The sequence below is a fragment of the Microvirga flocculans ATCC BAA-817 genome (assembly GCF_000518665.1).
GTDB classification, from domain to species: Bacteria; Pseudomonadota; Alphaproteobacteria; order Rhizobiales; family Beijerinckiaceae; genus Microvirga; species Microvirga flocculans.
This window is the reverse complement of the sequence record NZ_JAEA01000009.1, coordinates 41,933-64,831: the sequence shown is the minus strand read 5'-3', so window position 1 is coordinate 64,831 and position 22,899 is coordinate 41,933. Positions and strand designations below refer to the sequence as shown.

Annotated in this window: 20 protein-coding genes; 8 read left to right on the top strand and 12 right to left on the bottom strand. The window is 67.5% G+C overall.

The genetic code is table 11. The annotated features are described in order from the left end of the window. Positions 1 to 80: 80 nt before the first annotated feature. Entirely contained in the window at positions 81 to 479 is a 399-nt protein-coding gene (locus L879_RS0111415; RefSeq protein ID WP_245265217.1) for a hypothetical protein, read from the top strand. Here the strand turns inward: L879_RS0111415 and L879_RS0111410 are convergent. Continuing rightward, the gene (locus L879_RS0111410) at positions 467 to 1,003 is read right to left on the bottom strand and encodes a gamma-glutamylcyclotransferase (RefSeq protein WP_027316217.1); all 537 of its coding nucleotides are present in this window, start codon (positions 1,001 to 1,003) and stop codon (positions 467 to 469) included. The genes L879_RS0111415 and L879_RS0111410 overlap by 13 nt on opposite strands. A gap of 178 nt (positions 1,004 to 1,181) precedes the next feature. On the opposite strand from L879_RS0111410, the gene L879_RS0111405 reads away from it, so the two are divergent. Beyond that, a complete protein-coding gene (locus L879_RS0111405; RefSeq protein ID WP_027316216.1) occupies positions 1,182 to 2,234 on the top strand; it encodes a DUF2125 domain-containing protein in 1,053 nt (350 codons plus the stop codon). Positions 2,235 to 2,243: 9 nt separating this feature from the next. Here the strand turns inward: L879_RS0111405 and L879_RS0111400 are convergent, their stop codons facing one another. The 3 genes from L879_RS0111400 to L879_RS0111390 form a co-directional block, all read right to left on the bottom strand. Continuing rightward, complete coding sequence (locus tag L879_RS0111400) at positions 2,244 to 3,191, bottom strand: prephenate/arogenate dehydrogenase family protein (protein ID WP_027316215.1); 948 nt, start codon at positions 3,189 to 3,191, stop codon at positions 2,244 to 2,246. Then, on the bottom strand, positions 3,184 to 4,302 hold the full coding sequence (gene hisC / locus L879_RS0111395) for a histidinol-phosphate transaminase (RefSeq protein ID WP_027316214.1): 1,119 nt from the start codon (positions 4,300 to 4,302) through the stop codon (positions 3,184 to 3,186). The genes L879_RS0111400 and hisC overlap by 8 nt, the downstream gene beginning before the upstream one ends. A gap of 117 nt (positions 4,303 to 4,419) precedes the next feature. Then, positions 4,420 to 5,259 carry a chorismate mutase gene (locus L879_RS0111390; RefSeq protein ID WP_027316213.1) on the bottom strand — a complete coding sequence of 280 codons (840 nt, stop codon included), beginning with the start codon at positions 5,257 to 5,259 and terminating at the stop codon, positions 4,420 to 4,422. 177 nt (positions 5,260 to 5,436) lie between these two features. Between L879_RS0111390 and metX the strand changes: the two genes are divergently transcribed. Both metX and metW read left to right on the top strand, forming a co-directional pair. Then, positions 5,437 to 6,606, top strand: a complete 1,170-nt coding sequence (gene metX / locus L879_RS0111385) for a homoserine O-acetyltransferase MetX (protein WP_035459400.1) — start codon at positions 5,437 to 5,439, stop codon at positions 6,604 to 6,606. Further along, a complete protein-coding gene (gene metW / locus L879_RS0111380) occupies positions 6,603 to 7,247 on the top strand; it encodes a methionine biosynthesis protein MetW (protein WP_027316211.1) in 645 nt (214 codons plus the stop codon). Before metX ends, metW begins: the two co-directional genes overlap by 4 nt. A gap of 9 nt (positions 7,248 to 7,256) precedes the next feature. Here the strand turns inward: metW and xerD are convergent, their stop codons facing one another. Continuing rightward, positions 7,257 to 8,192 carry a site-specific tyrosine recombinase XerD gene (gene xerD / locus L879_RS0111375; RefSeq protein ID WP_027316210.1) on the bottom strand — a complete coding sequence of 312 codons (936 nt, stop codon included), beginning with the start codon at positions 8,190 to 8,192 and terminating at the stop codon, positions 7,257 to 7,259. After that, entirely contained in the window at positions 8,189 to 8,341 is a 153-nt protein-coding gene (locus L879_RS0111370) for a hypothetical protein (RefSeq protein WP_027316209.1), read from the bottom strand. Before L879_RS0111370 ends, xerD begins: the two co-directional genes overlap by 4 nt. Positions 8,342 to 8,478: 137 nt before the next feature. On the opposite strand from L879_RS0111370, the gene L879_RS0111365 reads away from it, so the two are divergent. The 3 genes from L879_RS0111365 to L879_RS21415 are packed head-to-tail and all read left to right on the top strand — an operon-like array spanning position 8,479 to position 11,581. Then, positions 8,479 to 9,111 (top strand): shikimate kinase, encoded by a 633-nt coding sequence (locus tag L879_RS0111365; protein WP_027316208.1) that lies wholly within the window; start codon positions 8,479 to 8,481, stop codon positions 9,109 to 9,111. Continuing rightward, positions 9,108 to 10,256 (top strand): 3-dehydroquinate synthase, encoded by a 1,149-nt coding sequence (gene aroB / locus L879_RS0111360; RefSeq protein WP_027316207.1) that lies wholly within the window; start codon positions 9,108 to 9,110, stop codon positions 10,254 to 10,256. Before L879_RS0111365 ends, aroB begins: the two co-directional genes overlap by 4 nt. Then, positions 10,253 to 11,581, top strand: coding sequence for an HlyC/CorC family transporter (locus L879_RS21415; RefSeq protein WP_051435251.1), 1,329 nt, complete (start codon positions 10,253 to 10,255; stop codon positions 11,579 to 11,581). The genes aroB and L879_RS21415 overlap by 4 nt, the downstream gene beginning before the upstream one ends. On the opposite strand, the gene L879_RS0111350 is transcribed toward L879_RS21415, so the two are convergent. The 6 genes from L879_RS0111350 to L879_RS0111325 form a co-directional block, all read right to left on the bottom strand. After that, positions 11,547 to 12,416, bottom strand: coding sequence for an alpha/beta fold hydrolase (locus L879_RS0111350; RefSeq protein ID WP_027316206.1), 870 nt, complete (start codon positions 12,414 to 12,416; stop codon positions 11,547 to 11,549). The genes L879_RS21415 and L879_RS0111350 overlap by 35 nt on opposite strands. Further along, positions 12,413 to 14,209, bottom strand: a complete 1,797-nt coding sequence (locus tag L879_RS0111345; protein ID WP_027316205.1) for a glucan ABC transporter ATP-binding protein/ permease — start codon at positions 14,207 to 14,209, stop codon at positions 12,413 to 12,415. The genes L879_RS0111350 and L879_RS0111345 overlap by 4 nt, the downstream gene beginning before the upstream one ends. 68 nt (positions 14,210 to 14,277) lie before the next feature. Next, on the bottom strand, positions 14,278 to 16,209 hold the full coding sequence (locus tag L879_RS21410) for an ABC transporter ATP-binding protein/permease (protein WP_161634662.1): 1,932 nt from the start codon (positions 16,207 to 16,209) through the stop codon (positions 14,278 to 14,280). Positions 16,210 to 16,342: 133 nt separating this feature from the next. Further along, a complete protein-coding gene (locus tag L879_RS0111335) occupies positions 16,343 to 16,840 on the bottom strand; it encodes a CAP domain-containing protein (protein ID WP_027316204.1) in 498 nt (165 codons plus the stop codon). After that, a complete protein-coding gene (locus tag L879_RS21405; RefSeq protein WP_035459398.1) occupies positions 16,837 to 19,341 on the bottom strand; it encodes a DUF3772 domain-containing protein in 2,505 nt (834 codons plus the stop codon). Before L879_RS21405 ends, L879_RS0111335 begins: the two co-directional genes overlap by 4 nt. 173 nt (positions 19,342 to 19,514) lie before the next feature. Beyond that, positions 19,515 to 19,802 carry a hypothetical protein gene (locus L879_RS0111325; RefSeq protein WP_027316203.1) on the bottom strand — a complete coding sequence of 96 codons (288 nt, stop codon included), beginning with the start codon at positions 19,800 to 19,802 and terminating at the stop codon, positions 19,515 to 19,517. A 332-nt stretch (positions 19,803 to 20,134) separates the two neighbouring features. Between L879_RS0111325 and L879_RS0111320 the strand changes: the two genes are divergently transcribed. Beyond that, the gene (locus L879_RS0111320) at positions 20,135 to 22,885 is read left to right on the top strand and encodes a glycoside hydrolase family 2 protein (protein ID WP_027316202.1); all 2,751 of its coding nucleotides are present in this window, start codon (positions 20,135 to 20,137) and stop codon (positions 22,883 to 22,885) included. Positions 22,886 to 22,899: the final 14 nt, after the last annotated feature.

Below are 22,899 nucleotides of genomic sequence, written 5' to 3'. Positions count from 1 at the left end.
GGCGTCTTGACGACTCTTCCGCCGATTCTTACATATAAGAACATATGGCGAACAAACGAACCATATCCTGGAATGCGGCCATGCGGGATCTCCGCAACGACCGGATGCGGAGGGCTGGCGTGCGCGAGGAAAGGCTACGGGCGACCGCAGGGCTTCGCTCCTCTTCCACCTTGAGTTCCTGGCGCGGGCGTTCCGGCCGCCGCTACATCGTCGGCGTGCACCCGCTCAACGAGGCGGAGCTTCTGGAGGTCGCCGACGCCGTGATTCTCGCCGTGAAGCGGGACCGCGCCGGAACCGGCATGGTGGTCGATGCCGCCATGGCGGGCGCGGAGCCTGCCGAGCAGACGCGCCTGCGCTGGCTCGCCAAGGTCCGCGAACGGGGCGCCACCGAACTCCACATTCACCGGCTCGCCACGACGGACGAGGATCGCCGCGCGATCTTCGAGGATCTGCGCGAGGAAGAAACTCAGGCCTCCTGAGCGAGAGCGGCGACGATTCTGTGCAGCAGCGGATCGATCACCTGCATGCCGACGAGATGATCGTAGGTGTTGCGGACGTAATCCGGGTTACGCCCCGAAATGCCCTGTCCCTGACGCACGAGCCGGACCACTTCTTCGAAGGAGAGGCGGCCCGCATATTGCCCATGGTTGCGGTCGACCACATAGGCGAGCGCGCGGACCCGGCGCGCATCGGCCAGGCGCACCGGCAGATGACGCTCCAGGTAGACCGCCGTGACCTGCTCGCGCTCGCGCAGATACCCGATGGTGGCCTCGGCCTCTTCCGGCGCCACGCGGAACGCCACGCCGTGGCAGCGCCCGCCGCGATCGAGCCCCAGCACCAGCCCCGGATGCTCGGGTGTCCCGCGATGGACATGGGAAAAGACGCAGAGCGAACGGTGATAGCCGTAGAGATGGGCGTGCACGCGCTCGCGATACGCAAAGCCCGGCCGCCACATGAGCGAGCCGTAGCCGAACACCCATAAATCCTCCGTGAGGTCCTTCATCTCACCCGTGCCCGAACCTTGCCTGTTTCGGGCGTATAGCATCGGACCCGGAAGGGAGCACCTTTTTTGGAATCGATTCGCCGCCCGTTTTGAAGAGCGTTTCTCAATGAGAAGGCGGGTCCACTTTTCCGCACGCGGCGCTTGGGTTACGAAGCGCCGGCACAACAGGAGATCGCACATGGATCAGGCCGCCCCGGTGGGGAATGTTCGTCGCAGCCGTTTCTGGCTCTACACGCCTTTCGTTCTGCTGCTCCTCGTCGCCATCGCCTGGAGCGTTGCCTGGTTCGCGATCCGCAACCGCGCGGTGGACGCCCTCGACGGCTGGCTCGCGGCGGAGGCCCGCCAGGGACGGCAATGGACCTGCGCGGACCGCACCATCGCAGGCTATCCCTTCCGCATCGAACTGATCTGCAATTCCCTCGACGTGAGGCGGGGCGTCGTGACCGCTTCCTTCGGCCGCACCGAGGCGGTGGCGCAGATCTATCAGCCGCGCCGCATCATCGCCGAGCTGGCGGGGCCCCTGCGGGTCAGCGACGGCACCGTGGCGGTTGAGGGCAGCTGGGATCTCCTTCAGGCGAGCGTGAATGCCTCCCAGACGGGCCTGCAGCGCCTTTCCATCGCGGCGGACGCGCCGAAGGTGACCGTCACCGGCCTGGGAACCGGCGAGCTGTCGGGCTCCGGCAAGCACCTGGAACTTCACGTGCGCCCCAACCCGTCCCGCACCGCCGAGCAGGCCCGCGACGTCGCGGCCTCCGTGACGGAGGCGCGCCTTCCCCTGCTCGATGCGCTCATCGGCGGCGCCGAGCCCACGAACCTGAATGCCGACATCACCGTCACGCAGGCCGACGGCTTCAAGGGAGGAACCATCGCGGAGGAGCTGGAACTCTGGCGCGGAGCGGGCGGCAAGATCGACGTTCTCATGCTGTCGGCCGCCAAGGGCGCGCGCCGGGTCGAGACCAAGGGCGAGCTGCGCCTCGACGATCAGCGCCGGCCCACGGGCCGGCTCGACGTCGCGGCGGCCGGGCTCGACGGCCTCATCGGCACCCTGACCGGCGGCCGCGTCGGCGGCAATATCCTGGGCATGCTGCTGGGGCAGAATCCGCGCGCCGGCACAGCCCAGCCGGGCGACAAGCCGCGCCTTGCTCCCATGCCGCCGCTGCGCCTCGAGAACGGCCTTCTCGCCATGGGACCCTTCGTGATCCCCAACGTGAAGCTGCAGCCGCTTTATTGATCGGGGCTTTTACTGGCCCTCGCGCCGGCGGCCGAAATCCGGCTCCGGCGTTTCCTGGCCCGACGAGATGATGCCGCGCCGGATGGCGCGGGTGCGGGTGAAGAGGTCGAAGAGCTTGTCGCCCTCGCCCCAGCGGATGGCGCGCGCGAGCAGGGCGATATCCTCGTTCAGGCGGCCCAGCATTTCCAGCACGGCCTCGCGGTTGTGCAGGAAGATGTCGCGCCACATGGTCGGGTCGGACGCGGCGATGCGGGTGAAGTCGCGGAAGCCGCCGGCGGAGAACTTGATCACCTCGCCCTGCGTGACGGTTTCCAGATCTGCCGCCGTGCCGACGATGTTGTAGGCGATGAGATGCGGCACATGGCTCGTGATGGCGAGCACCAGGTCGTGATGCTGCGCGCTCATCGTCTCCACGTTCGAGCCCATGGCGGACCAGAACGCGCGCACGCGCTCGACGGCTCCCTCGTCCTCGCCTTCGGGCGGGGTGAGGATGCACCAGCGATTGTGGAAGAGCGTGGCGAAGCCCGCATCGGGGCCGGAATGTTCCGTGCCCGCCACCGGATGCGCAGGCACGAAATGCACGCCCTTCGGCAGGTGCGGCTGCACCTGCGCGATCACGGAGGCCTTCACCGAACCCACATCCGAAACGATGCAGCCGGGCTTCAGGCCGGGGCCCATGGCCTCGGCGACCTTGCCGCAGACGCCGACCGGCACGCAGAGGATGACGAGATCCGCATCCTTGACGCCGGCCGCGATGTCGGTGGTCGCCTCGTCCGCGATCCCGAGTTCGCGCACCCGCGCGACAACGGCCTCGCTCGCGTCGACGGCGACGATTGTGCGCGCGAGGTTGAGATGGCGCGACGCGCGCGCGATGGATGAGCCGATCAGCCCGAGGCCGATCAGGGCGACGCGCTCGAAGAGCGGCGTTTCACGGGGAGGACCGAGGCGCTCAGGCATGCTTGCCGCCCATGAAATCCTTGACGCCCATGAAATCGCGCAGGGCCTCGACGACGAGGCGGTTCGCCTCCTCGTCGCCGACGGTCAGGCGCAGGGCATGGGGCAGACCGTAGCTCTCGATCCGGCGCAGAATGAGGCCGCGGCCCGACAGGAAGGCATCGGCGTCCTTCGCCGTCCGTCCGGGCTCCTGCGGGAAGTGGATCATGATGAAATTGCACACGCTCGGCGTGACCTTGAGGCCCAGTGCCTCGATCTCCTGGGACAGCCACGAAAGCCAGCGCTCGTTGTGCTCGACGGCCTTCGCCACATGCGCCTCGTCCTGGATAGCGGCGATGCCGGCCGCCATGGCGGGGCCGTTGATGTTGAAGGGGCTGCGGATCCGGTTGACCGCATCGACCACATGGGCCGGGCCCACCATCCAGCCGAGGCGCAGATTGGCGAGGCCGTAGATCTTCGAGAAGGTGCGCGTCATCACCACGTTCTCGGAGGTGGCGACGAGTTCGAGGCCCGCCTCGTAATCGTTCCGGCGCACATATTCCGCATAGGCCGCGTCGAGGACGAGCAGGACGTGCGGCGGCAGGGCCGCGTGCAGCCGCTTGACCTCGTCGAACGGGATGTAGGTGCCGGTCGGGTTGCTGGGATTGGTCAGGAAGACGATCTTCGTCCTGTCCGTGACCTTGGCGAGGATCGCGTCGACATCGACCCGGTAATCCTTCTCCGGCGCGACGACGGGCGTGCCGCCCGCAGTCAGGATGGCGATGCGGTAGACCAGGAAGCCGTATTGCGAATAGATGCCCTCGTCGCCGGGGCCCACATAGGCATGGGCGAGCAGGGAGAGAAGCTCGTCGGAACCGGCGCCGCAGACGAGCCGGTCGGGATTGAGCCCGTATTTCGCCGCGATCGCCTCACGCAGCTTCGCAGCCGACCCGTCCGGATAAAGCTCGAAGTGACCGGCGGCCCGGATGGCCTCGATCGCCTTGGGCGAGGGTCCCAGCGGCGTCTCGTTCGAGGACAGCTTGTGGATTTTCTTCACCCCCGCAACGGCGCTTTTGCCGGGCACATAGGCCTCGATCTGCATCACGCCGGGACGGGGCTCGGGACGGGCGGACATCTTGGGACTTCCTGAAAACACTTGGATCGGCAAAAAGGGCTCTTGGGCTTTGGAGCATGCGCTCATCGGCGAACCGGTACCCACTTCGCCGGGACATGCTCTAGCGCAGGTCGGGTCTCATTTCACGTGGAAACGTGCGGCATGGCTGCCGACCTCGGCGAGCTGGGCGAGGCTCGCGCCCGCCTGGGTCAGGGTCTCGCGCAGCTGCGCGGGCGAAACCGTGCCGGGCACGGCGATCAGCTCCGACAATCCGTTCGTGTCGGCGGCGCTCGCCACCACCTCGCCGCCGAGGCGGCCCAGGGCTTCGTTGGCGCCGCGATGCCAGCGCTCGAACTGCGCGGCATAGAGCACCACGTCGCGCACGGCCGCATCCACGAGAGGCTTCGAGATGACGAAGACCGGCGTGCCGGCGGGATGATCCGGCCGCTCGATGAAGGGCAGGCGCGCAATGACCTTCGGGCGGTCCCGGTCGGCCAGCGTGCGCCACCAGGCGCCGCTCGTGGCGCCCTGGTCGAGCCGGAAGATGCCGAGATCGCCGCGCGAGGCCGCCACCGCCTCGATCACCGCCGCCGCGCTCGGATGCGTGACGTAAGGAACCGTGAAGCCGAAATGGAACCGGGCCGAGTCCCGCATGGGGGCATCCCCGCCCGAGATGTCGGCATGGACGGAGTAGTTGGACTGGACATAGGTGAAGGTGCCGATGATCACCCGCCAGATGCTCTCCACCGTATCGAGGGGCAGGAGACCCTCGTGGCGCTCGGCCAGCGCCTTCATCATCGACGCCTCGCGCCCGGGCCGGAAGGCCGAGCTGATCCCCGTCTCGGAGGCCTTCTTGGAAGCAATCAGGCGGTCGATGATGGTGCCGCGCTCCATGAGCAGCCGGTGCATCGCCTCGTCGATGCGGTCGATCTCCTGGCGCAGTTCGGCAAGGGACGGAGCGGGCTTCTCGGCGGACATGGACGGGTTCCTCGGATCGATGCCCTTCTTTCGCAGCCTTGGGCGCGCCTGCCAAGTGCAGGATGGCGCTTTCAATCCGGCCTCCGACATCTCCCCGCGCCGAGGCGTCATGTTCGTTGACGTGGCAGGCGCTCCGCATTACCGGTTGTTCGGAAGAAAGAACATTTCCGACACGTCATGTCCTCTGCACCCCTGTCCTCCGAACCGCGAAGCCAGGTCGACGACCCGTCGAGCCTGGTCATGCGCTTTGGCGCGGACGCGCCGCTGCTGATGGATGCGGGCGTGGCGCTCGGCCCCTGGCAGATCGCCTACCAGACCTACGGCACGCTCAATGCCGACAGGTCCAACGCCGTGCTGATCTGCCACGCGCTCACCGGCGACCAGCATGTGGCCAATGCGAACCCGGTCACGGGCAAGCCCGGCTGGTGGACCACCATGGTCGGCCCCGGAAGGCCCGTGGACACGGACCGTTTCTTCGTGATCTGCGCCAACGTGATCGGCGGCTGCATGGGCACCACCGGCCCGGCCTCGATCGACCCGGCGACCGGCGAGCCCTATGCGCTGGATTTCCCGGTCGTTACCATTCGCGACATGGTGCGGGCGCAGGCGGCCCTCATCGACCGGCTCGGCATCGAGAGCCTGTTCTGCGTCGTCGGAGGCTCCATGGGCGGCATGCAGGTGCTGCAATGGGCCGTGAGCTACCCGGAGCGGGTCTTTTCCGCCCTGCCCATCGCCACGGCGGCGCGTCACTCGGCCCAGAACATCGCCTTCCACGAGGTCGGCCGCCAGGCGGTCATGGCCGATCCGGACTGGCGCGGCGGACGCTACCTGACGGAGGGCACGCGTCCCTCCAAGGGCCTCGCCGTAGCCCGCATGGGGGCGCATATCACCTATCTCTCCGAGATGGCCCTGCACCGGAAGTTCGGCCGCAACTTCCAGGACCGCAGCGCCCCGACCTTCTCCTTCGACGCCGATTTCCAGATCGAGAGCTACCTGCGCTACCAGGGCATCGCCTTCGTCGAGCGGTTCGACGCCAATTCCTATCTCTACGTGACGCGGGCGATGGATTACTTCGACCTCGCGGCGGAGCACGGCGGCTCCCTCGCCAGGGCCTTCAAGGGCACGGCGACGCGCTTCTGCGTGATCTCCTTCACCTCCGACTGGCTGTTTCCCACCTCCGATTCGCGGGCCATCGTCCATGCGCTGAACGCGGCCGCCGCCTCGGTGGCCTTCGTGGAGGTGGAGAGCGACAAGGGGCACGACGCCTTCCTGCTCGACGAGCCCGAGATGTTCGCGGCGGCGCGCGGCTTCATCGATGCCGCCGCGCGGATTCGGGGGATCGCATGAGCCTGCCCGTCGCCCTCCCCTCGCCCGAGACCGAGCCCGGCCATCGCCTCGATTTCCTGCTCGTCGCCGACATGGTGGAGCCCGGCTCCCGCGTGCTGGACGTGGGCTGCGGCGACGGCTCGCTCCTCGCCCTCCTGCGCGACAGCAAGGGCGTCGACGGGCGCGGCATCGAGATCTCCCGCGAGGGCGTGAATGCCTGCCTCGCCAAGGGCCTGCCCGTGATCCAGGGCGACGCGGACACGGACCTCGCCGATTACCCGGACGATGCCTTCGACTACGTGATCCTGTCGCAGACCATCCAGGCCACGCGCCGGCCCAAGGCGGTGCTGGAGCATCTGCTGCGCATCGGCCGCCGGGCCATCGTGTCCTTCCCCAATTTCGGCCATTGGCGCGTGCGCTGCGAGCTGGGGTTCCGGGGCCGGATGCCCGTCACGGAGAACCTGCCCTATTCCTGGTACGACACGCCCAACATCCATTTCTGCACCATCCGAGACTTCGTGGAGATGTGCGGCGAGGTCGGCGCCCAGATGGACAAGGCCGTGGCGCTCAACGCCGGCGGGAAGCCCATGCGCGTGAGCCTGCCCTGGTGGGTGTGGAACCTGCTGGGCGAGCAGGGGGTGTTTCTGCTGAAGCGGCGGTGAAGGGAAGCGCTATTTCCCCTCCCCCGCCGCCAGGGGATGCAGGTCGCGCACCATGCTCTTCAGGCGCTCGTCCAGCACATGGGTGTAGATCTGCGTGGTCGAGATGTCGGAATGGCCGAGCAGTTCCTGCACCACGCGCAGGTCCGCCCCGTTCTGGAGCAGATGGCTCGCGAAGGCGTGGCGGAGCACGTGGGGGCTGACCTTGTCTGCGCGCAGGCCGGCGGCTCCGGCCACGGCCTTCAGGTCGCGGGCAAAGGCCTGGCGGGTGAGATGCCCGCTCTCGCTGTCCGCCGGGAAGAGCCAAGGGCCGGCGGCGTTCTTGCCCTCCTCCAGCATGGCGAGATAGGCCCGCGCGGCCTCCCGCGCCGCCTCGGTGAGCGGCACCAGCCGCTCCTTCGCGCCCTTGCCCCGCACCACGAGGAAGCGGTCGCGGGTCCTGGCGGCGCTGCGGGGCAGCGCCACGAGCTCCGAGACGCGCAGGCCCGTGGCGTAAAGAAGTTCGAGCAGGCAGGCCATGCGGGCCGCCCGCAGGCGCTCCGCAGGCGGGGCATCGGGGTTTTGCACGCCCTCATGGGCGACCCGGAGCAGGCGGTCGACCTCGGCAACGGACAGGACCTTGGGCAGCGCCCTGCCCCGCTTCGGGGCCGACACGGCGGCCGTCGGATCGGCGGGGGCATAGCCCTCCACGTAGAGGAACTTGTGGAACTGGCGCACGGCGGAGAGGCGGCGGGCGGCGGAGGAGGCCTTCAGGCCCCGCTCCTCGAGGCTCGCCATGAAGCCGCGGATGGTGGCGGCGACGGCTTTATCGGGCTGCCCCCCGGTTTCCGCCAGATAGGCGAGGTAATCGTCGAGGTCGCCCCGATAGGCTTCGAGCGTGTTCCTGGAAGCGCCGCGCTCGGCGGCGAGCATGTCGAGGAAAAGGCTTGCGAGGCGCGCGCCGCTCATGAAGCGGAGGGCGTGGTGCGGTGGGTGGGCACCGGAACCGTGATCTCGCGCGGGTCGGGGTCGACGAGGGTCGCGAGGGCGAACATGGCCGCAAAGCCAAGGCCCGCGAGAACGACGAGAACGACGAGGAACCGAAAGAGCGTGGGCAACCTGAGCCTCTTGATGCGTTATCCCGCTAGAACCATGCCATGGACCCGAAGGCAAGTCCCTGCCATTGGTCAAGTTTCCGAGGACAGGGGGATAACGTCCTTGTGACAGCGCGCCGCGCCCGTGCTAGGACAAACCCATGAACAATTTCAGCCGCTTCAATTCGCTCGATGAAGGCGGCGGGCAGGACCAGTCAAGCCGGCGCGGCCCTTCCATCAGCCGCCAGCTCGGCATGCGATCGCTTGTGCTCGTCGGTCTCATGGGCGCCGGGAAAAGCACCGTGGGCCGCAGGCTCGCGCAGGCGCTTCACTTGCCGTTCCGGGACGCCGACCACGAAATCGAGGCCGCGGCGGGCATGACCATCCCCGAGATCTTCGCCATCCATGGCGAGGAGCATTTCCGGGACGGCGAACGCCGCGTGATCGCCCGCCTGCTGCAGGAGGGCCCCATCGTGCTCGCCACAGGCGGCGGGGCCTTCATGAACGAGGAAACCCGCAAGCGCATCGCCGAGCGGGGCATCTCGATCTGGCTCAAGGCCGATCTCGACATCCTCATGCGCCGGGTCCGCAAGCGCTCGACGCGGCCGCTCCTCCAGAACCCCGACCCGGAAGGAACCATGCGCCGCCTCATGGAGCAGCGCTATCCGGTCTACGCCACGGCGGACATCACCATCGATTCCCACGAGGCGCCCCACGACCGGGTGGTGGCCGATATCGTCAAGGCCCTGAACGCATGGCTTTCTCAGGAACATCAGGGAAGCGCCCGAGCATGACCAGCGCCGCCGCCCGGACGGGCAGCCCATCCTTCATCGCGGTCCCCGTGCCGCTCGACGGCAGGGCCTACGACATCCTGGTCGGACGCGGCCTGATCGGGACCGCGGGCGCGCGCATCGCGGCGCTCGGCGCCCGGGCCGCCGCCATCGTGACCGACGAGCATGTGGGCCCGCTCTATGCCGGGGCGCTCGCCCGGTCGCTGGAGGCGCAGGGCCTGCGCTCATCAATCATCACGCTTCCCCCCGGCGAAGCCACCAAGTCGTATGCCGGCCTCGAGCGGGTCTGCGATGCGGTGCTCGCCGCGAAGATCGAGCGCGGCGACCTCGTGATCGCCCTCGGCGGCGGCGTGATGGGAGACCTCGCGGGCTTCGCCGCAGCGGTGGTGCGCCGGGGCGTGCGCTTCGTCCAGGTGCCGACCACCCTGCTCGCCCAGGTCGATTCCTCCGTCGGCGGCAAGACCGGCATCAACTCGCGCCACGGCAAGAATCTCGTCGGCGCGTTCCATCAGCCGAGCCTCGTCATCGCCGACACCGCCCTCCTCGATACGCTGCCGGTCCGCGAGATGCGCGCCGGCTACGCGGAAGTGGCGAAATACGGCCTCATCGACGACGCGCGCTTCTTCGCCTGGTGCGAGGCGAACTGGCAGGGCATCTTCGCGGGCGGCCCCGAGCGCGACGAGGCGGTGGCGCAGAGCTGCCGCGCCAAGGCCGCCGTGGTGGTGCGCGACGAGCACGAGAACGGCGACCGCGCGCTGCTCAATCTCGGCCACACCTTCGGCCATGCGCTCGAAAAGATCACGGCCTACGATTCCGCGCGCCTCGTCCATGGCGAAGGCGTCGCCATCGGCCTCACGCTCGCTTTCCGCTTCTCCGCCGCGCTGGGGCTCTGCCCGATGGCCGATGCGGAGCGCGTCGAGGCTCACCTGACGGCCGCTGGACTTCCCACGCGGCTGGCCCATGTTCCGGGAGGCTGCGGCACGGTGGATGCGCTGCTCGAGGCTATGGCGCAGGACAAGAAGGTGAAGGGCGGCGCCCTGACCTTCATCCTGGCGCGCGGCATCGGGCAGAGCTTCATCGCGCCCGGCATCGAGGCCGAGAAGGTTCGCGCCTTCCTCGACAGTGAACTTCAACCGTCGCGCGCATGATCGAAGAATCCTCCGGCGATCTCTGGCTTGCCATCCTGGTCGTCATCTTCTGCCTTCTCCTCTCCGCCTTCTTCTCGGCGGGCGAGACCGCCTTCACGGGCGCCTCGCGCTCCCGCATGCTGGTTCTGGAGAAGGGCGGCGACAAGCGCGCCAAGCTCGTGAACCGGCTGCTCGCGATACGCGAGCGCTTCATCGGCACGGTTCTGATCGGCAACAACATCGTCAATATCGGCGTCTCGGCCTTCGCCACGAGCGTGCTGGTCGCGATCTTCGGCCAGGAAGGTGCGATCTACGCCACCGTCATCATGTCCGTCCTGGTGATCGTGTTCGCGGAGGTGCTGCCGAAGACGATCGCGATCTCCTCGCCCGAGACCGCCTCGCTCGTCCTGTCGCGGCCCATGTCATGGGCCGTGGCCTTCCTGGGGCCGCTCGCCATCACCATCGAGCGCCTGGTGCGGCTGATGCTGCGGCCCTTCGGCATCAGGATCGGGGAGAACACGGCGATCCTGTCCGCGAGCGAGGAAATCCGCGGGCAGGTGGCCCTGCTGCACAAGGAAGGCGGCGTCGCGAAGGCGGAGCGCGACATGCTGGGCGGGCTTCTCGACCTCAAGGACCTGACGGTTTCGGAGGTGATGGTCCATCGCACCAAGATGCGCACGATCAACGCGGATCTCTCCTCCGAGGAAATCGTGCGCGAGGTACTGTCATCGCCCTATACCCGCATGCCTCTCTGGCGCGGCAGCCAGGAGAACATCGTCGGCGTGCTGCACGCCAAGGACCTGCTGCGCGCCCTCGACGCGGTGGGTGGCGATGCAGGCAAGCTGAAGGTCGAGGCCATCGCGCTCGAAACCTGGTTCGTTCCGGATACGACGTCGCTGCGCGACCAGCTGCGCGCCTTCCTGGCCAAGAAGACGCACTTCGCCCTCGTGGTCGACGAGTACGGCGAGGTGATGGGCCTCGTGACGCTGGAAGACATCCTCGAAGAGATTGTCGGCGACATCAAGGACGAGCACGACCTCTCGGTGCAGGGCGTGCGCCTCCAGCCCAACGGCTCGGTGAACGTGGACGGCTCCGTGCCGATCCGCGACCTCAACCGCGCCATGGAGTGGAACCTGCCGGACGAGGAGGCCACCACCATCGCGGGTCTCGTCATTCACGAGGCGCAGACCATTCCCGACACGGGCCAGATCTTCACCTTCCACGGCTTCCGCTTCCAGGTGCTGCGCAAGTCGCGCAACCGCATCATGGCATTGCGGATCACGCCGCTGTCGGCGGTCGACGGGTTGCCCGTCAAGCCCGCAGGAAATCCAGCAACGCCGCGTTGACGGCTTCCGGCTCCTCGTGCTGGACCCAGTGGGAGGCGTTCTCGATCCAGCGAACATCGCCAGAACGGCACAAGGAAAGACTCGCCTCCGCCAATCCCCTTTCGAGAAACCGGTCGCGGCATCCCCAGATGACGCGCGCCGGCGGGCGCACGGCGGGGTCCTCCATGGCGGGCCTGAACGGGAGCGCCCGATACCAGTTCAGCATGGCGGTCAGCGCGCCGGGCTGCGACCACGCTTCCTCGTAGAACCCCATGTCCTCCTCGGAGAACGTGCCGGGGCGGCTCGTGCGCCAGAGCGCATCCTTGAGGCTGCGATAGCCGTTGGCTGAGAGCATAACCTCGGGCAGTCGCGGGATCTGGAAGAAGCCGACATAGAGACTTCTCAGCATCTGGCTCGGATGCGCGCGCAGATAGGATCCGGCCACGCTGGGATGGGGCGCGTTGAGAACCGCCACCCTGTCCACGCGATCCGGGCAGCGGGAGGCCGTCCACCAGGCCACCAACCCGCCCCAGTCATGGCCGACGACGGAAAACGTTCTGCGGTCGAGAGCGTCGGCGAGCCCTGTCACGTCCTTCGCGAGCGTATCGAGATCGTAGGCGCGGCGGCCCTGCGGCTTGTCGCTGAAGCGATAGCCGCGCTGGTCGGGCGCGAGCACGCGAAATCCCGCTTCGGCCAGGGGGCCGATCTGATAGCGCCATCCCCACCAGAACTCCGGAAAGCCGTGGAGCAGGATGACCAGGGGCCCGGTTTCCGGCCCGGCCTCGACGACCTGCAGCGTGACGCCGTTGACGCGGCGGCGGATGCCTTGCGCTTTCGGATCGAAGGCGGACGTCATGCGTGCGCCGATGCCTTGGCCACGCGCTTGCCCGGCTCATCGGCGGCCATGAACTGCGCCTTGGCGAGCTCCGCGAAGCGTCCGCCCCGGGCTACGAGATCGTCGAAGGTGCCGCTTTCGACGACGCGGCCCCCATCGAAGACGAGAATGCGGTCGGCGTTGCGGATGGTGGCGAGCCGGTGCGCGATGACGAAGGTGGTGCGCCCGCGCATGACCTCGTCGAGGGCCATCTGCAGCTTGCGCTCGGTGGCGGCGTCGAGCGCGCTCGTCGCCTCGTCGAGAATGAGAATCGGCGGGTTCTTCAACAGCGCGCGCGCGATCGAGAGGCGCTGGCGCTCGCCGCCGGAGAGAGAGCGCCCGCGCTCGCCGATGACGGTGTCGAGTCCTTCCGCCTGCCGTGCGATGAACTCGATGGCCTGCGCGCGCTCCAGCGCCTCGATCATCTCCGCATCCGTGGCGTTGGGCAGCCCGACCTGGAGATTCTCGCGGATGGTGCGGGCGAACAGCATCGGCTCCTGGAACACCACGCCGATGTTGCGGCGCAGGGATGCGAGGGTTACGTCGCGGATGTCGAGCCCGTCGATGCGGATGGAGCCCGATTGCGGATCGAAGGCCCGGTGCAGCAGGCCCAGCGTCGTGGACTTTCCGGAACCGGTGGCGCCGACCAGCGCCACGTTCTCCCCGGCCTGCGCGGCGAAGGAGACGTCCTGCACGGCGGAGCGCTTGCCGTCGTAGGAGAAGCTCACATCCTCGAAGGCCACGTCGCCGCGAAAGCGCTCGACGACCTTGGCATTCGGGCGATCGTGAACGGCGGGCGTGGTATCGAGGATCTCGAAGAATTCCTGCAGCTTCGGCGCCTGCATGAAGAGCTGGTTGATGAAGCTCACCGCCTGCTCCAGCCGCCCGATGAGCATGGTCGCCATGCTCATGAACATCACGACCTCGCCGATGGTGGCGAGCCCGTTCAGGTGAAGCCACGTGCCGAGCAGGAAGATCGCGGTGACCGTGATGGTCGCCGATGCGCGCGAGGCGACGGAGGCGAGCGCCCACCAGGACAGGACCGGATTCTGCGCCTGGAGCAGCTGCTGGATGATGAGGCGCAGCGAGCGCGCCTCGGCCTCGACGCGGGTGAAGGACTGGATCACCGGCACGTTGCCGAGCGCATCGGAGGCATGTTCCGCAAGGCTCGAATGATAGCGCTCGACGGAGCCCTGCAGGGTCTCGGTCTTGCGCAGCACGATGGCGGTGAGCACTGTGAAGATGCCGACGAGCGCAACGAGCAGCAGCCCGAGCCGCCAGTTCAGGAACACGGTGAGGGGCAAGAGGACGATGAGTGCGATCAGCGCCGCCAGATGCTCGCGGAAGAAGCCGAGCCAGAGCCAGGACATGGCCCCCGAGCCGTCGAGCATTACCTTGAGCACGCGGCCCGAATGGGTGGTGGTGTGGAAGGCGAGCGGCAGTTCGAGCACGTGCTCGAAATAGTTCGCCACCACGGCCAGCCGCCGCCGGTGGGCGAGCCGGTCGGCATGCAGCGCCACGAGGGCGCCGGCGGCGATGGAGAACAGGCCGAAGGCGACCCAGGCGACAATCAGCGGCGTCAGCACGCCGAAGGAGACGGGCGGCGCGCCCACTCCCTGGCCCCGCGTGAGCACGTCGATGATGCGGCCGAAAAGGATGGGCTCCGCGAAGGCGGAAATGGCGAGCCCCACATTCGCGAGCGCCAGGACGGCGCCGACCCTCAGATCGGACCCGAGCAGGCCGAGGACGCGGATATAGAGCCTGATCAGGCGCATGCGGTTCTACCTGTGAAGGAACCCGATCTTAGAACATCGAACCCGCCAATGGACATCATTTTTGGAGGTCAACTTTCCTGGGGCCGCAGCCTGCGTCGGAAGCGGCCGATCCAGCGCGGCCCGAGTCTCGGCTTTTCGGATCGGGCCTGTCTCTGGGGCCGCGCGAGGAGCACGGCGCCCTCGCTCGTCTTGCGGATGTGCAGCGTGCGGGTGTGGAACTCCTCCAGCCCCGGGCGGTGCCCGATGGACAGCACGCTCGCGCCCTTCAGCTCGTTCTCGAAGAGCGCGAGCATCGAGGCCTGGTTCTCCTCGTCGAGGGCGGAGGTCGCCTCGTCCATGAAAACCCATTGCGGCCTGTGCAGGATCACGCGGGCGAAGGCCACCCGCTGCTGCTGGCCGAGAGACAGGCTGCGGTCCCAGCGCTCGTGCCGGTCGAGCATCTCCACGAATTCGCCCAGGCCGCAGCGCTCGAGGGCCGCGCGCACGTCCGCATCCGCGAAGGTGTCGGGCGAGGCGGGGTAGCTCACGGCGGCGCGAAGCGTTCCGAGCGGCAGATAGGGCCGCTGCGGCAGGAACATCATCTGCTCGGGCTGAGGGATGCGGATCTTGCCGGAACCCCAGGGCCAGAGTCCGGAAATGGCGCGGAAGAGCGTGCTCTTTCCGGAGCCCGACTCGCCCATGATGAGCACCCGCTCGCCGGGCCGGATCTCGGCCGTAGCGTCCTCGATGAGAATGCTGCCGTCGCTCAGCGCGATCGCCACGCCCTCAAAACTGAGCCAGCCCTGGGGATGGGCTGCGATGTCGATGCGGCGGTTTTCCGCGGCGACCTCGTCGAGATCGATGGCGGCCTGCCGGAAGGTGGCCACGCGTAGCACCGCCGAGCGCCAGTCGGCAATCTTCGGAAAATTGTCGACGAAGTAGCGCAGGGCCGCCTGGACCTGGTTGAAGGCTCCCACCACCATCATCATCTCGCCGAAGGAGAGACGACCTGCGAAATAATCAGGCGCGGCGGCGAGGATCGGCACCACGATGGCGAGCCAGCCGTAGCCCGAGGTGATCCAGGTGAGCCGCGCCAGGCCGCCGGAAAGACGCCGCGACGCCGTGAGGACGGCCTCGACGAAGTCGTCCAGGTTGCGCCGCTCGTCCGGCTCGCCGTTGTAGAGCGCGACGCTCTCCGCGCTCTCGTTCACGCGCACGAGGGCGTAGCGCAGTTCCGCCTCGCGGGCGTAGCGCTCCGTGTTGAGGCGGATCAGCGGGCGGCCGACGAGCCAGGTCAGTCCCGAGCCGAGCCCCGCATAGCCCATTGCGACCCAGACCATGTAGCCGGAGATGGTGATGGCGGTGCCACCGATCGAGAGGCTCACGGGACCCGACAGGCCCCAGAGCACGCCGATGAAGCTGACGAGCAGGAGAAGGGCCTGCAGCATGCCGACCCCAAGCTCCGTCGAGAGTTCGGAGAACAGGCGGCAATCCTCCTGCATGCGCTGGTCCGGCTGGGCGCCGCTCTGGCCCACGAATCCGAGCTGATAGGCGTGGTTGGGCTTCAGCCAGAGGTCGAGCAGGACCTGGGTCAGACGCTCCCGCAGCCGGATCTTGAGACGCTCCTGCAACCAGGTCTGCGCCACCACGAGGCCGAGAAGCACGGCGACGATGACGACGAAGACCAGAAGCTGATGGAAGAAGGCGGAGGTATCGCGCTTCGACACCGCATCGAAGAACGCGCCGTTCCACTGGTTGAGCCGCACCTGTCCGAACATGTTGCCGATGAGGACAACCAGAATGGCGGCTCCGAGCCGGAGCATGGGCCAGCCCTTGCGGTTGCGGAGCATGTCCCGAAAGAGCAGGAAGAGCTCCCGCCCGATGCTCGGCTTCACCGTATCATCGAGGTCCTGCTGGGGTTCGGGCTGATGAGCTGCGGCGGCCTTGGCTTCCTTGGCCAGGGTGTTGTCCTGACCGGGCCCGACCTCCTGCTCGCGGCCTGTCGCTGGGGGCGGCGGCATCTGCCTGCCCAGTTTGGGGTCGAAATCCGGCATGTGTTGAAACGCGCACTTTCAGTTTGGGAGAACTCTCAAGCTAAAGCGCGTGGCCGGGGGTTGGTTCCGGGGCCCCCTCGGTCCGTCTTGCCGCAAGCGGTCAGCGCCTGTCGGTCGCGACGGCCAGGACCCAGTAGACCTTGTACTTGGAATTCGGGGCATAGGCCGTGGCGATGCCGATTCGCGCGGCCCTGGAATCGAGGAGCACCCGGTTGTGCTGCGGGCTCTCGCGCCATCCGGAAAAGGCCTCGGCCAGGGTATGGTAGCCTGCGGAGAGATTAACGGCCGGGGCTACGTATCCCATGGCGGCGAGCCGCCCCTTGAAGGCTTCCGCCGAGCTCGGCCTGTCGGCTATCGCCATGGCATCGGCCTCCGCCTGGGCCGCCGCCTGGAGGTCGGGATCGAGGGTCAGGGGGCGCAGGCCGTTATTGCCCCGATAGGCTCCGATCATGTCGCGGGCCATGGCGGCATCGACCTGCGCCTGGGCATCGGCCAGGGAGACGTAAAAGCTCGGTGTCCGCCCGCTCTGGCTGCGCTGCTCGTTCTGGCAGGCGGAAAGGGCAAGGGCGGCGAAACTGATGAGGATGAGACGCTTCATGCGGGCGTCTTATCCTTGAGAAGGGTTAAGGTTTCGTCCTCTTTCTCCTCGGCCTGCGGACCCTTTTGCGCCTCTTCCTCGGGTTCGGGCGCGGGAGCCTGCGCGGGAGCGCCCACGCCTGCCTTCCGCAGGCCGCGGAAGATCTCGAAATACAGGTCGCTCGACACGCGTCCGGCGGAATCGATGTCGTCCACGAAGCAGACGAGATCGAAGTCGATGGTGTTTTCCGTCACCTTCTTGAACAGGACCCGCGGCGCCGGCTCGCTCATGATCTCGCGATGCGCCAGGGCGGCCTTGCGCATGATCTCCGCCACCAGGTCCGGATCCGTCGCGCGCGGCACGGGAATGGAGACGAGCACGCGCCCGATGCGGTCGTTGCGCACGCGATTACGGACGACGCCGGAAATCAGGTTCGAGTTGGGCACGATCAGCATCGCCCGGTCGCCGGTCTGGATCTCCGTCGAGCGCACGTTGATCCGGCGCACATAGCCCTCCGCATCGCCCACCACCACGAGATCACCGACGCGGATCGGACGCTCCCAGAGCAGGATGAGGCCGGAGATGAAGTTGTTGACGATGGATTGCAGGCCGAAACCGATACCGACAGAGAGGGCGCCGGCGACGATGGTGAGCCGCTCCAGGCTCAGGCCCAGATAGGAGAAGGAGATGACGCCCGCCGTGATGATGCCCACATAGCCCGCCGCCGTGCGGATCGAATTGCGCAGGCCCGCATCGAGCTCCGTCGCCGGCAGGAAGGTGTTGTCGAGCCAGCGCTGGATGACTCGGGTCACGGTGAAGCCGATGGCGAAGAGCAGGGCCGCGATCAGGATGGACGACAGGGAGATGGTGACGTCGCCGACGCTGAAGCCGAAGAACAGCGCCCTGAGCGAACCCATCACATCCGTCGATTCGATGCCCCAGGGCAGGAGCACGAGCAGGATCGCCAGGACGATGAGCGCAAGTCGCACGATGCCGCTCGCCAGGATGCCGATCTGCTCCAGGGAGCGGCGGCGCAGGCCGGTATTGGCCTGGAGCGTGGTGGCGAGCCGTGTCTGCCCGCGCAGGGAGCCGCCGATGAATTCGTCCGCGAAGGCGATGCCGAGGATCAGGAGCGCGATGATGATGGAAATGCCCACCGCCTGATCGACCAGGAAGGAGGCGAGCGCGATATAGCCGCCCACCACGCTGCCGATGACGAGAACCGCCAGGACCCAGCCGAGGCTGCGCAAGGGGCCGCCGAGATCGACCTCCATCGGGACATAGGGGCCGAGGCAAGCCTCTTCCTGCTCCTCGCGGTTCGCGAAGCGCCGCAGGAACTCCGCGAAGAGGAGGGCCGCTGCGAGCGCGAAGAACGCCCGGGTGATGACCGTGATCGGGAGGGCGGCCGCAATGGCCTTGTTGAAGGACTCGATGACCTTGCCGATGACGATGACCGTCGCCAGGGTGACGGAGAAGTTCATGATCCGCGCGGCCGAGGCATCGCGCACCGGGATCAGCCGCCATGTGGTGTGGTCCGGCGCGAGAATGGCATCGATCAGAGCGCGCACGAAGGCGATGAAGGCGAGCCCCCCGAGAAGCGCCCTGACCACCTGTTCCAGCCGGGTCGGCACGATGTCGACGGAATCGAACGCGACCCAGACGACCCAGCTTCCTGCGATGGCCGGCGCCGCTCCCAGAAGGAAGACGGCCAGCGCCGCCAGCAGGCGGCTGCGGCGCGAGGGATCGGTGATCCCGGGATCGCGCCGTACGAGGCGCGGCGCGATGGACCGACGGCCCGCATAAAGGGCGATGGCGATGCCGACGGCGAGCCCGAGCAGCAGCAGCACGCCGAGCGTGGCTCTGCGCCGGAGCTGGTCGAAGGCATCCTCGGCGATGATCCCGAGCGCCCGCAGCTCGCGCGGAATCGCCTGGACCACGCTCATCCAGAGATCGGGGCTGAAAAGACCGTCGCTCTGTTCGAAAAGCGCGCGGGTGAAGCCCGCCCGGCGCATGTCGCCGATCTGCGCGCTGAGCTGCTCTGCCTGCACCAGAAGGGTGCGCCCGAGACGCTGGGTCTCGTCGAGCTCCGCCACGGCCGCTTCGCGCTCCGCGCGGTCGCGGGCCACATCGGCGCTCTCCTCGGGCTGGCCTTTGTCGGGTTTGGGCCCGAGCTGGCTCAGGCGCTGCTTGCTGGCCTCGAGCCGCGGCGCCTGCTCGCTGATAACGTTACGGATCTCCGAAAGAATAGGCTCGATCTGCTGCCGGATCGCCTGCAGATCCCCATCGGACATGGTGCGGGCCTGGATGGCCGCTTCCTTCTGGTCGAGATCGGCCTTGAAGCCGTCGAGCTTGGCGCGGGCGGCCTTGGTCTCCGAGGAAATGACGGGCGGTGCCGCCTGCGGCTGGGACGGGGCCTGAACCTGCGCCTGAGGATCGGGAGCGGCCGGGGCTTGCTGCGCCTGGGACGGGCTGCCCGCCGCAACGCTCAACACGATCATGGCGGCCTGCAGGAGCCGCTTCATGCCAATCCTCGTCATTCACTCTACCCTATCGCATGGCCTGGCGCGTCGGGCGACGCTGCGGCGACGCTTGTTCGCGAATCATTACGGCGAAAACTCGCCGCCGGGCAAACCGAGCGCAACAAAAAAGCCGGAGCGGCGATAACAGCCGTCCGGCTTCCCATAGGGTAATGCGATTAAGGCTTCGGCGGCTCGCTGGCCGAGGGCTGCGCGCCGGGGACAGGATAGGCCGGGTTCGCAGGCTCGACCCGGCTGCTGGGGTTCCGGGTCGAACCCGTCGTCGAGCCCGTGGTGGCCGAGCGGGCGGCATCCGTTCCGGGATTGTCGGGCGAACGCGCGGACACCCAGATCATATATCCCGCGACGGCAACGACCAGAAGCAGCAGCGACCCGACCAGAACGCCCAGGACCGGGCGTCCGGGTCCACCCTGGCGAGCACGATCGTCGGGAATCTGTTGAGCCATCTCCTGCCTCTTCGAAAAGCGTGACGTGTGGGGCGAGCCGCAGGGCCCGGTCGTGTGATGGCAACGCCAGATGGCGCAGGCGGTTCCTGCCGCGATCCGGACCGCCGGCGTTCGCCAGGCAGGCCCGTGCCGGCGGCAGCGGATCCAATGGGGCCGTTTGCCGTTGTCCGGAACGGGCCGCGAACCGGTATCGGAGATCAAGGGCGATGAGTCGGACAAGCTTGAGCGGTGCGCGGTGTCGCAGGCCGGGCGGGCGCCTGCGACAGCCGGTTCTCAGTCATGTTTTCGCCGCTTTCGGCACCCTTGGCTAATCTCTGATTCAAGGAGAGATCATGCAGGACAATCGCATCAGTCTGGACGGGACTTGGGAGTTTCTGCACGTGGCCGACGACCGTTTGTCCGGCCCGGCGGAGGTTCGCCAGATCACGGTGCCGAGTCCCTGGCAGGCCCAGTTCTCGGACCTGCGCATGCGCGCCGGCATCGGCATCTACCGCAGGACCATCGAGATCGGCGAGGACTGGCTCGGCGACAGTGTGTGGATCCGCTTCGGCGCGGTCTTCCACAACACCAAGGTCTTCGTGAACGGCGAGATGGTCGGCCACAACGAGGGCGGCTTCCTGCCCTTCTCCTTCGACGTCACGCCCTATCTCAAGCCCGGCGCGAACGAGATCAAGGTGCGCGTCGACAGCCCCACCGACAACCCGGCCGAGTTTCCCGACTCGCCCTTCGCCGAGATCCCCTTCGGCAAGCAGAGCTGGTACGGCCCCCTCTCCGGAATCTGGCAGTCGGTCTATCTGGAGCGCCGCATTCCCGACCACATGAACCGCGTGCGCCTCGTGCCCAGCCTGGCCACGGGCCGCGTGGCCTCCGGCGTGTTCTTCGCGCGCCCGCTGACGGAGGCGACGCAGATCCGCATCCAGGTCGCCGATCCGTCGGGCGACGTGGTGCTCGACGAGATGCACGAGACGCAGGTGGGCGTGACCTCGATGCCGTTCGAGTTCGCGATCCAGGATGTGCGCGCCTGGTCGCCGGACCATCCCCATCTCTATCGCATCCGCCTGGAGCTGATCCGCAACGGCGCAGTAATGGACGCCATCGGCGACACGTTCGGCTTCCGCACCATCGAGACGCGCAACGGCAAGTTCTATCTCAACGGCGAGCCGCTTTATCTGCGCGCCGCGCTCGACCAGGATTACTATCCCGACACGATCTGCACCGTTCCCTCGGTGGAGTTTCTGGAAGATCAGTTCCGCAAGGCGAAGGAGCTCGGCCTCAACTGCCTGCGCTGCCACATCAAGGCGGCCGATCCGCGCTATTACGAGGTGGCCGACCGGCTGGGCATGCTCATCTGGACGGAGCTTCCGAACGGCGGCATGGCCACCGACCGCTCGCGCGGGCGCAAGGAAAAGCTCCTCAAAGGCATCGTCGACCGCGACGGCAACCATCCCTCCATCGTCATCTGGACGATCATCAACGAGAACTGGGGCGTCGATCTCGTCAACGACGCCGACCACCGCGACTGGCTCAAGCGCACCTTCGCCTGGCTCAAGGCCTATGACCCCACGCGCCTCGTGGTCGACAACTCGCCGCTTGCGCCGAGCTTCCATGTGGAATCGGACATCGCGGATTATCACTTCTACGCCGCCTATCCTGATCACCGGGCGCAGTGGGACCAGTTCGTGGACGAATTGTCGAACCGCGCCTCCTGGCTCTACTCGCCCCATGGCGATGCGGTGATCACGGGCCGCGAGCCTCTCATGTGCTCCGAGTTCGGCAATTGGGGCCTGCCCTATCCGAAGGATCTGCGCGACACCAGGGGCGAGGAGCCCTGGTGGTTCGAGACCGGCCACGACTGGGGCGAGGGCGTGATGTATGCCCACGGCGTCGAGAACCGCTTCTCGGACTGGAGCATGGACCGCGTCTTCGGCGATCTTCGCCGCTTCGTGATCGCCGCGCAATGGCAGCAGTTCCGCGCGCTCAAGTACGAGATCGAGGCGATGCGGCGCAAGCCCAGCCTCGCGGGCTATGTCATCACCGAACTGCACGATTGCCACTGGGAATCGAACGGTCTTCTCGACATGCGCCGCAACACGCGCGTGTTCCATGAACTCTTCCACATCGTGAACTCGGACACCATCGTCGTGCCGAAATGGGAGCGCGCCTCCTACTGGTCGGGCGAGAAGGCTTCTCTCGAGCTTTCCGTCGCTCACGGGGCCGGACCCGTCCTGGAGGATTGCAAGCTGGAGATCGCGGTCTGCGGCGAAAGCCAGATCCTGTCCCTGCCGCGCCTCGAGGCACCGACCGTCCTCGACCTGGGCCGCGTCGAGCTTCAGCTGCCTGCCATGGACGAGCCCTCGCTGCGGCGGATCACCCTCGCCTTGCGCGGATCCGACGGACGCGTCATCGCGCACAACCATGTCGACATCGCGATTCACCCCCAGCGCGCCAAGCCCATGCATGCCCGCGAGCTGGTGTGGTCTCCGGACGATGACATCCGCGAGCGTTTCCAGGCGCTCGGCTACACGTTGGCCCGCGCCTTCGAGGAATCCACCGTCGTCGTTTCCCGCACGCATAACAAGGCCATCGCCGACCATGTGCGCGCGGGCGCCAAGCTCCTGCTGCTGCCGGAAACCGACATGCCTCTCTATCCGTTCTTCCCGCACTGGCAGGCGGTGAAGGTGCGGGCGCGCCATGGCACGCTCTGGTCCGGCGACTGGGCTTCGTCCTTCGGCTGGCTGCGGCGCTCGGGCCATTTCGCGCGCTTCCCTTCGGGCCCGTTGCTCGACGAGACCATGGACCGGGTGCTGCCCGAATTCGTGATCTCGGGGTGCAACCTGCTCGACTTCCAGGCGCGCGTCTTCGCAGGCCTCGCGGTCGGCTGGATCCACAAGCCCGTGGCGCTGGGCGTCGAACGTTCCTACGGACGCGGCCGCATGGTTGCATCGACCCTGCGCCTGCTGCGGGATGAGCCTATGGCCGATCCGACGGCGACGATCCTGACCGACGCCCTGGTGGAGCTCGCCATGGAATCGCGAATCGCCCGTCTGGAGGAAGCGGTGCGGGCCGCGGAAGCCGCGGCCTGACACGTCGCGCGACC